1 protein-coding gene is annotated in these 1,084 nt (G+C 69.0%); it reads left to right on the forward strand.

Going from position 1 to position 1,084, the window contains the following annotated elements; all coding sequences use genetic code 11:
- The coding region (gene tssI / locus N5D48_RS26140; protein WP_279889030.1) for a type VI secretion system tip protein TssI/VgrG at positions 1 to 1,084 on the forward strand (1,084 nt) is incomplete at both ends.

The following is a 1,084-nucleotide window of genomic DNA, read 5'->3' on the forward strand; positions in this document are numbered from 1 at the left end:
GCCAATCCGACCTGCGCTACACCTTCCAGCCCCTGGTGGGCCGCGCCGCATTCGAAGTGGTGTCGTTCAAGCTCGAAGAAGCGCTGAGCACGCCCTTCCAGTTGCACCTGGAACTCGTCAGCCACCAGGACGACATCGATTTCGGCCAACTGCTCGACCAGCCCGTGCTCTTCACCCTCTGGCGCGGACAGCGCCCGCTGCGCCATGTCCACGGCCTGGTCAGCCGCTTCAGCCAGGGCGACAGCGGCTTTCACCGCACCCGCTACCACGCCCTGGTCGAACCGCAGCTGGCCCGCGCCGCCCTGCGCTCGAACTGGCGCATCTTCCAGCACAAGAGCGTGCCGCAGATCCTCGAACTCATGCTCGCCCGCCAGGGCATCGTGCAGTTCGAACTGGGCACCAGCTTCGACCACCAGGTCCGCGAGTTCTGCGTCCAGGCCGGCGAGACCGACCTCGCCTTCATCGCCCGCCTCGCCGCCGAGGAAGGCTTCGTCTACCGCTTCGAGCACAGCGAAAAGCACCACAAGCTGCTGATCACCGACCGCCTGCTGGCGTTCGGCCTGATCGCGCGGGGCGACGACGATCAAGACCCCGCCCGCCTCATCGGCGATCAGGTCCTCGCCCCGCACAGCGTGCTGTACCACGCCAACGGCGGCGGCGACCAACCGCGCCCGTGCCTGCGCCGCCTGCGCTACAGCGAGCAGGTGCGCAGCACCCGCCAGGTGCAGCGCGACTACACCTTCACCAACCCCGCCTACCGCCAGGAGCACACCGCCGTCAGCTACGAGGTGCCGCCCGGGGCCAACGAGTACGAGCGCTTCGACTACCCCGGCCGCTACAAGCGCGACGTGGTCGGCAAGCCGTTCACCGCGACCCGCCTCGCCACCCTGCGCCATGACGCGCGCATCGCCGACGTCGAGGGCGACGACCCGCGTCTGCAGCCCGGCCTGAGTTTCACCCTGGTCGGCCACCCGCGGGCCGACCTCAATGTGCATTGGCGAGTGGCCACGATCCGCCACGAGGGCAGCCAGTTCACCAGCCTGCAGGAAGACGCCGCCGACGCCAGCCGTGGCAGCCACTACGT

This window comes from Pseudomonas sp. GD03858 (assembly GCF_029840925.1).
In the GTDB taxonomy this organism is placed as follows: Bacteria; Pseudomonadota; Gammaproteobacteria; order Pseudomonadales; family Pseudomonadaceae; genus Aquipseudomonas.